The sequence below is a fragment of the Rhodococcus sp. (in: high G+C Gram-positive bacteria) genome (genome assembly GCF_049591685.1).
In the GTDB taxonomy this organism is placed as follows: domain Bacteria; phylum Actinomycetota; class Actinomycetes; order Mycobacteriales; family Mycobacteriaceae; genus Rhodococcoides.
In genome coordinates this window covers 1-8016 of sequence record NZ_JBAWFH010000005.1, presented here as the reverse complement: position 1 = coordinate 8016, position 8016 = coordinate 1, and the positions used below count along the sequence as shown (strand labels likewise).

7 protein-coding genes are annotated in these 8016 nt (G+C 62.0%); all 7 read right to left on the bottom strand.

Annotated features, from left to right (window positions below; genetic code table 11):
- Positions 1-447 precede the first annotated feature (447 nt).
- Entirely contained in the window at positions 448-1779 is a 1332-nt protein-coding gene (gene tyrS, locus WBQ44_RS00130; RefSeq protein WP_495564709.1) for a tyrosine--tRNA ligase, read from the bottom strand.
- Positions 1780-1937: 158 nt separating this feature from the next.
- The gene (locus WBQ44_RS00125) at positions 1938-3050 is read right to left on the bottom strand and encodes an alkene reductase (protein WP_495564708.1); all 1113 of its coding nucleotides are present in this window, start codon (positions 3048-3050) and stop codon (positions 1938-1940) included.
- A 23-nt stretch (positions 3051-3073) separates the two neighbouring features.
- Entirely contained in the window at positions 3074-3676 is a 603-nt protein-coding gene (locus WBQ44_RS00120; RefSeq protein WP_495564707.1) for a TetR/AcrR family transcriptional regulator, read from the bottom strand.
- A 42-nt stretch (positions 3677-3718) separates the two neighbouring features.
- On the bottom strand, positions 3719-4939 hold the full coding sequence (locus WBQ44_RS00115; RefSeq protein WP_495564706.1) for a multidrug effflux MFS transporter: 1221 nt from the start codon (positions 4937-4939) through the stop codon (positions 3719-3721).
- Between the two features lie 471 nt (positions 4940-5410).
- Positions 5411-6532 carry an N-methyl-L-tryptophan oxidase gene (gene solA, locus WBQ44_RS00110; protein WP_495564705.1) on the bottom strand — a complete coding sequence of 374 codons (1122 nt, stop codon included), beginning with the start codon at positions 6530-6532 and terminating at the stop codon, positions 5411-5413.
- A gap of 40 nt (positions 6533-6572) precedes the next feature.
- Positions 6573-7706, bottom strand: a complete 1134-nt coding sequence (locus WBQ44_RS00105) for an ornithine cyclodeaminase family protein (protein WP_495564704.1) — start codon at positions 7704-7706, stop codon at positions 6573-6575.
- 34 nt (positions 7707-7740) lie between these two features.
- Positions 7741-8016, bottom strand: a 276-nt coding sequence (locus WBQ44_RS00100; protein ID WP_495564703.1) for a hypothetical protein, incomplete at its 5' end; no start/stop codon positions are given.

Here is an 8016-nt window from a genome sequence, read left to right as displayed (position 1 = left end):
GATACATCGAATGCTTCACCAAAATAAATTCGGCACTGACATTCATCGACACACTGTTGAGTTCTCAAAGAACACGCACACACCACACCACCACGAAAACTTTGACCTCGCGGAGTCTGGGGCAACCGTTCCAGCCTAACCAATCTTTCAGACCGAGTCAAGACCCAATCTTCGGGACCACCCGACACGACGACCGCGTGGCCTTCGTATCGGATTTTCCGAGCGAACGCGTTCCGTCCGTCTCCATCGCCTCTCGGCGGGAGTCGGTGTCCGTGTCGCTCTGACTTGGACAAAGTTACGCCCCGGAAAACAACGCGTCAAATCCCCAGGTCGCCTAGATCCCTGGGAGGCAAACGCCGAGGTGGCGGCCCGTCGTGTCGGGCGATTACCCACCCCCGACTACAAATCACACGAATGTGACTCGCGACACTTCAGCGATCTACCGAATCACGATCCGATTCGTACGCCTGCGAAGTTCCTTTTGCCGCGACGAACCACCAACCACCGTCCATGCAGGAGTCCATCCGCGGAGGGCGTCCACTCCTCGTCGGAGACCTTCTGGTTGTTCACCGACGCACCACCCTCTTTCACTGCGCGGCGGGCCGCGCTTTTGCTTTCACACAACCCGGTCACAACAAGAAGATCGACGATGGTCGGCAACTCGCCTGCCGCAACATCGACAACGGAGGTCTCTTGCAGCGCAGCTGCCAGCGTGGCTTCGTCGAGCTCCGCCAGCTCCGCCCGCCCGAACAGGGCTTTGCTGGCCAGCTCCACCGCTCGGGTGTTGGCCTCCCCATGAACGAGCGTCGTCATCTCCGCGGCCAAACGCCTCTGCCCCTCGCGCGCGTGAGGCCGTTCGCGCGTCGCCTCCTCCAGCTCCGCCAACTCGTCCCGGCTCAGGAACGTGAACCACCGCAGGTATCTGACGACATCCGCATCACCGGTATTCACGAAGTACTGGTACCAGGCGTACGGACTGGTCATCTCGGGATCGAGCCACAAGCTCCCACCACCGGTGGACTTACCGAACTTCTTACCGTCGGCCGACGTCACCAACGGCACAGTCATACCGTGGACGGACCGGGCGTCGACGCGCCTGTTCAGCTCGATACCCGCGACGATATTCCCCCACTGATCGGAGCCGCCGATCTGAAGTGTGCATCCGTAGCTCCGGCGAAGCTGCACGTAGTCGTTCGCCTGCAGCAGCATGTAGCTGAACTCCGTGTACGACATCCCGTCTGCCGCGAGACGGGTCTTGACCGTGTCCCGCGCGAGCATCACGTTGACCGAAAAATGTTTGCCGATATCTCGCAGGAAGTCGATAGCCGTCAGTCCCGCGGTCCACTCCACATTGTTCTCGACGACCGCTCCGGTCGGACTGTCGTCGAAGTCGACGAACCGTTCGAGCTGCGCGCGGATACGGTCGGCCCAATCGCGGACCGTCTCGGAGGAGTTCATGACGCGTTCGCCGACATCCCGCGGATCGCCGATCATGCCCGTCGCCCCGCCTGCCATCACGATGGGTCGATGTCCGGCCCTTTGGAACCGACGAAGAGCCAGCAACGGAACGAGGTGACCAGCGTGAAGGCTCGGCCCTGTCGGGTCGAAACCGGCATAAAGAGTGATCGGACCACCCGACGTGGCCTTCCTCATCTCGTCCAGGTCGGTGGACTGCGCAATCAATCCGCGCCAGGTCAGTTCGTCGATGATGTTCTCGCGCGTGACCGACTGTGGTGCTGTATCTATCGATGCGTTGGGACCGCCCAGCGGTGTGTTCATGTGGTCGTCCTTATCTCGATCGAGGTGTCATTGTGCGCCTAGGTGGTGCCGCACAGCGGCCACGGTGAGTGCGCCTCGGTCCGTTGCGATGAACCGGTTCGTCGGCGGTCCGTGATCGGGTGCGAGTCGAGGGCTGGATGTACGAGTCGGTCGACGCGCTAATTCCTTTGGAAGCGGGGGTAATCCGTGTAGCCGACAGCGGTTCCCCCGTACCAGGTTTCGTGTCGGCTTGTGCTGAGGGGATATCCGCTGCGGAATCGTTCCACTAGGTCTGGGTTGGCGATGTAAGGCCGTCCGAACGCGACTGCGTCGGCCAGTCCGGTCGCGATGATGGCGGTTGCGGTCTCGCGGTTGTAGTTGTGCGCAACGATGATCGGTCCAGAAAATGCGGCACGAAGGGACTGTCGCCAGTCGTCGGTGATGTCCCAGGTGCTTGTGGCATCGACGTCGGATTCGGCGATATGGAGGTATGCGATCCCCGCCGCACACAAGCGCGATGCGGCCGTCAATGTCGTGTCCCAAATCTCCGGATCCCTGGTGTCGGGAAAGTCGACGAACGGGGACAGCCGAACGCCTACGCGGCCGGGGCCGACGACTCGGCTGACAGCATCGACAACGTCGATCAGAAATTGGGTCCGACGTTGTCGGTCGCCGCCGTAGGAGTCCGTACGGAAGTTCGTAGTGGAGCGAAGAAATTGGTCGATGAGGTATCCGTTCGCGCCGTGTAGTTCGACGCCGTCGAACCCGGCACGGAGGGCGTTGGCGGCTGCGGCCGCGTAGTCATTCACGACGCGGGTGATGTCGCCGGCGTCCATCTCGCGAGGTTCTTCGCACGCGGCCATACCCGAGGTGCCGTCCTGGCGGGCAACCCACACTGAAATACCCGGGGCTGTTATCGCGCTGGGCGCGACCGGTTGGGTTCCGGACGCTGCCCGGTTGCTGATCCGGCCCACGTGCCACAGCTGACAGAAGATGCGCCCGCCAGCGTGGTGGACAGCGTCAGTGACGACTTTCCACGCGATAGTTTGCTCATCGCTCCAGATGCCGGGTGTCAAGGAATAACCCTTGCCCTCCGGAGAGATGTTCGTTCCCTCGGTGACGATCAAGCCGGCGGAGGCCCGCTGGGCGTAGTACTCGGCGGTGTCCCGGGTCGGGGTGTCCCCGGGCTGGGCAGCCCGCGATCGCGTCATGGGAGCCATCACGACTCTGTTGAGAGCGTGGGTTGTGCCGAAGGTTAGCGGTGTGAACAGGTCTGACTGTGACGCGGACATTGTGTGTGCTTTCTGGTACGAATTCATGGTGTCACGGCTGCGGTAACGAGAGTGCCTCTGAACATCGACCACATGGCGTCGCGGCGGCGTTCGAAGCTGCGCGCGGTGCCGTACATCAATTCCACGTGCAGACTGTCCACCACGCCGAGGTACATCTCGGTCAGGTCGCCGATCCGATTGGTCGAAAGTTGCGCATGTCGCGCTTTGCCGTTCCGAACTTGTTCGTCGAACTCGTCCCCGATGGCACGATGGATGCCGACGAACTCGTCGACGATTCGATCACGGTGGGCGGCGGGTGGAACGTAGGCGCACCGCAACAGCATTCGCAGCTGCTCGGATGTTCTGTACCGCTGTTCGAGTGCCATGACGAATACTTCGCCGGGTGCCGCGTCCTCGTCGGCATTGCCGAAACACGTTGCGATGAAATCGCGTTCGGCAGCGCACGCAGCAAAAAAGGCTGCCAGGAACAATGCGTCTTTGCTCGCGAAATGGGCGTACAGGGAAGGCTTTCTCATACCGGCCGCGGTAGCGATGGTGTTGAGTGAGGAACCGTCGTAGCCGTGCTCGGCGAAGTGGGAGACGGCGACGGCGCAAATGCGTTCCGCTGACGCGGACATCGTTGTCATCGCCGCCTCCTGTGTGCTGATGGTGTGTCGGGTGAAGTCGGATCAGTGTGCGGCCATGTCCGTGATGTTGTCCGGGGCGCGACGAGCCCCGATCCAGACCACAGCAAGGGAGATTACCGAGGATCCTACGAGGAGCAGCAGCCACGGCACTGCGCCCTTTTCGGCGAGTGCGCCGGCAAGCGGGGTGGCAGCGGAGGAAATCATGAGCTGGAACGCTCCCAGTAGTGCTGCGGTAGATCCCAGAGAAATCGTCTGTGACGCCATGGTCAACGCCATCAACGTCGATTCGCCGATGCCGACGCCGATGAGAGCGAGAAACATTCCGGCGAGGATACCGGGCAGTCCGACGGCCGTGGCGCCGGATGCGAGTGCGACCGTCATACCCGCGACCAACAGAACTGCGCCGGCCAATGCCAGTCGCGCCGCGCCGTACTTTGCTACCGCCCGTCCCGCGATGATTGCGCCGACCATCACTGCGAGTCCGGTAGCGCCGAATACAAGCCCGAAAATGTCTGCGCCGAGACCGAAGCGGTCCTGGTAGACGAAGGTGGCCCCACCGATGTATCCGAAGAGCACGAAGAACACCGACGACAGCCCCAGTGCAGGAATTAGGAAATTCGCATCGCGGGCGATGCGCCAGTAGGTACCGACAACGTTCGCGGGCCGCAGTGGCGTGCGAGCCTCGTTGGGTAGGGTTTCTTTCAAGCGTATTGCGGCGGCGGCGAAGGCAACGACACCCATCGCTGCCAGCACAAGAAGCACCGCGCGCCAGCCGAATGCGGAATCGACGAACCCGCCGACGGTCGGGGCGAGCACAGGAGCCAGGCCTTCGATAGTCATCAGCAGCGCGAAGAGCTGTGCCGCCCGCACCCCGACGGCGACGTCGCGCACCATGCTGATGACGACCACCAATGTAACTGCGGCACAAAGCCCTTGCAGGAAACGCGCAGATATCAGCGCGGTCGCGCCGGACGCCGACGCTGCCCAGAGCGAGGTCAGCACGAATCCTGCGATACCTGTCAGCATCGCGCGCCGACGGCCGTATGCGTCCACGATAGGGCCGAAAATGAGCTGGCCTGCTCCCATCGCGAATAGGAAGACCGTCAGCGTGAGCTGGACGGTAGAGGCGGGAACGCTGAATTCCGAGGCAATGTCGGGTAGCGATGAAAGGTACATATCGGTGCCGGATGGCCCCAGTACCGTCACGAGGGCGAGGGCCACCGTGAAACCGACTCCGGTACGAGTCGCGGTCGAGCTGGTCACTTTCTTCTCCTGGAGGACAGGTAGAACAGACGCCGTTACGGGCGAGTCACACATCGCCAGTGAAACTTCCTAACGATAGGTAGGAAGGCTATCTGGCTATCAGCGACCGTGCAACTTCGCTCCGAATGTTCCAACTGCGGACGGCAGCGTCATGGTCCTGCGGAAAGTGGTACCGAGGACCCTTCAGGCTCGAAAGTTGATCGCGTTCAGGTCTTTACCGACATGGAATACCCCGGAATAGCCGATCTGCGCGGCCTGCCATCTTTCGACCGGAGGCTCTGCTGGCACGAGATGGTGTAGCGCTAGTTGTCGTGCACCGAGGTACTCCGCAAACTTCCCCAGCTCCGCCGAGGGACGGAATGCATACGCGTAATGAACATTGCCCTCGACGGTGATCGGCGAGAAAGTTCGTTCACTACGGGTCTGGTCAAACACATTGTCGATCCCGTCGACGAAGTGGTCAGGTGTGCCTCACCGGCGGTGGGCAGCAAGCGCGAAAGCAGGATCGTAAAGGTCGTTGGACTGCCCGGTGACGAGGTCGGCGGCGATCTCACCGAATACCGGCGCAAATTTGAACCCGCGCCCCGATAGAGCAGTGAGCAGCAGCATCCCGGTGTCCTCGTCGAGGTCGATGAGGGGTAGGTCGCTGGGGGTGCACAGTTCGTGGTGCATCGAGTAGCGCACTGGTTCGGGGTTGAGGTCCGAGAAGAACGCCGCCGCCCACTTGCCAATCCTGAGGATGTCGGCGCGGCTGAATTCTGGGATGTCGTCGGGTGAGGCAACGGCCGGCCACAGTGGTTCGGTGGCAATTTTGACGCTGTACGAATCGTGGCTCGGTGTGCCGTAAAGGTGCACCCCGTCATGGTCGCGTACGAAGACCGGGAACCGGTCCGACCGGAACTGTTCTGGGTGGCGCGGCATGAACCAGGTCAACGACAGTGGAATGATCGACAGGAATCCTGCGAGGTCGGGCCGCAGTTTGAGCGTCCACGAGCCGGTGGCCACCACGACTTTGTTGCACGTGATCTCGCCCTGAGGTGTGCTGAGCTTCAGGCGCCCGTCGACCTCGTCGAAGTCCGTGACCTCGGCGTTCGTGAGCACCCGTGCGCCTCGCTCGGTGGCGGCCTCGACCGCGGCCATCACGCTTGCCTCGGGGGAAAGGCTGCCGGCGTGGTGGTCGAGAAGCGCGACCGTGTTGTCATCGATCCGGTGCTGGGGGTAGCGGGCGCGTAGGGCTGCGGCGTCGAGGATCTCGTGCGGTAGGTCGAACTGTTCGGCCGAGGCGATCGACTTGGCCAGGCTCCCAGATCCGGCTTCGCCGATTTGTAGCGCGCCGCACTCGTCGTAAAGGTGGCGTCCGGACTCGTGTTGAAGTTCGAACCATAGCTCTCGTGATCGTTGCAGAAGCGGAACATAACGCGGTCCTTCGTGGACGGCGGTCCGGAACAGGCGCGAATCACCCGAGTACGACCCCCGAGTGTGACCGATCCCGAATTGTTCGACTCCGACAACGTCGACACCGCGCTTTGCCAGCTGCCACAACGTCATCGAACCGACACTGCCCAATCCGATGACTACTACGTCCGCATGCATGTGCAAACCTCTCTGTTGTGTGTTGTCGATCGAAGTGTGGTCACGCCAACGCGGGAGTGGACCACAGGTTCAGCGTCGTACCGATCCCCTGCGCAACGGCGTTGCGGTAGACCACGGTTCCCCACGCGACATCCTCCACTGGCATTCCGCCGACCGAGAACAGCACGATCTCGTCCTCTGTTCTCCGGCCCGGGGCTTCGCCTGCGGCGATCGCTCCGAGATCGACGAGGTCGTCTGCCCTCATCGATCCGTCCTCGATCATGTCCATGAACTTGCATCCGATGATCGGGATCGTGTTGTGCGAGGGCGATCCGGTTTCCTCTGCCCAGGCTTGGTAAAGACGGACGTTGTCGACGACCTTGCGTACGTCTCCTGCCTGCATTGCCTCGTCGATGTTGCACATCGCGGGCATGCTCAGAAAAGCACCGGGTTTGACCCATTCCCGCAACACAGTGGGGTATGTCGACGGGTCACCGGGCGTACCCGTGGTACAGAAGGTGACGATATCGCTGCCGCGGACCGTCTCTTCCACGGTGTCGACCTCGATGACAGTGCGAATGTTGGGAAACTCGTCGTCGACCCAGGCCGTGAACGCGTCCAGGCTGTCGCGTCCGCGGCCCTTGATCTTGACCGTGTCGATGTTCGGACATGCGGCGACGAACGCCGCCAGTGAGGTGCGCGCCATGACGCCGGGTCCGGCGATGCCTACTACACGCGAATCGGGACGTGCGAGCAAGCGAGCTCCGACGCCGGGCACAGCACCGGTTCGATACGCGGAGAGCAGGTTCGCGGACATGAGCGCCAAGGGGGCACCGGTTTCGGTGTCGTTGAGCATGAACATCAGAATGGAACGAGGAAGGCCCTTGGCGCGGTTGTCGGTGTTGGAGCCGTACCACTTCATGCCACTGGTACCGAAGCTTCCGCCGAGGTACGCAGGCATGGCCATGAACCGGCGGTCGGCGGCATTCTTCGGCATCGTCGGGAAGCGTGGTTCGTCGGGAAATGTGATCATCGCACCGTGCGAGTCGCTGTTGGGCCCTGCCATCCGATAGTCGCCCTTGTGCAGGAGCACGAACGTCTCCTGCATCGCGTCGACGCAAGCGGCCATGTCGGTGACGCCTGCAGCGATCATGTCGAGTTCGGACAGATACAAGAAATCGATTGCGCTATTCATTGTCACTCCTGCGATAGAACGGTGCACGGCGACTTCAGTTGTCGCCGTACAGAAAGCGAGGGTCGATCGAGGTGATCGACCACAGTCGGCCAACGGCAACGATGACTTCGAGGAACGCCACAGCCAAGGTCACCTGCATGGCTCCGGACATCGAGTGCGCCGCGGTAACGGGCGCAGCGAGAAGTTCGTGCGAGTGCGCTACCTGATCTGACGCCGACTCCATCACCAACATGTGCACCGCGATCATTCCGATAGCCATCGCCGCAGACATTGCCCACGCGGGGACACTGGGCTTGCGCACGAGGTGCAC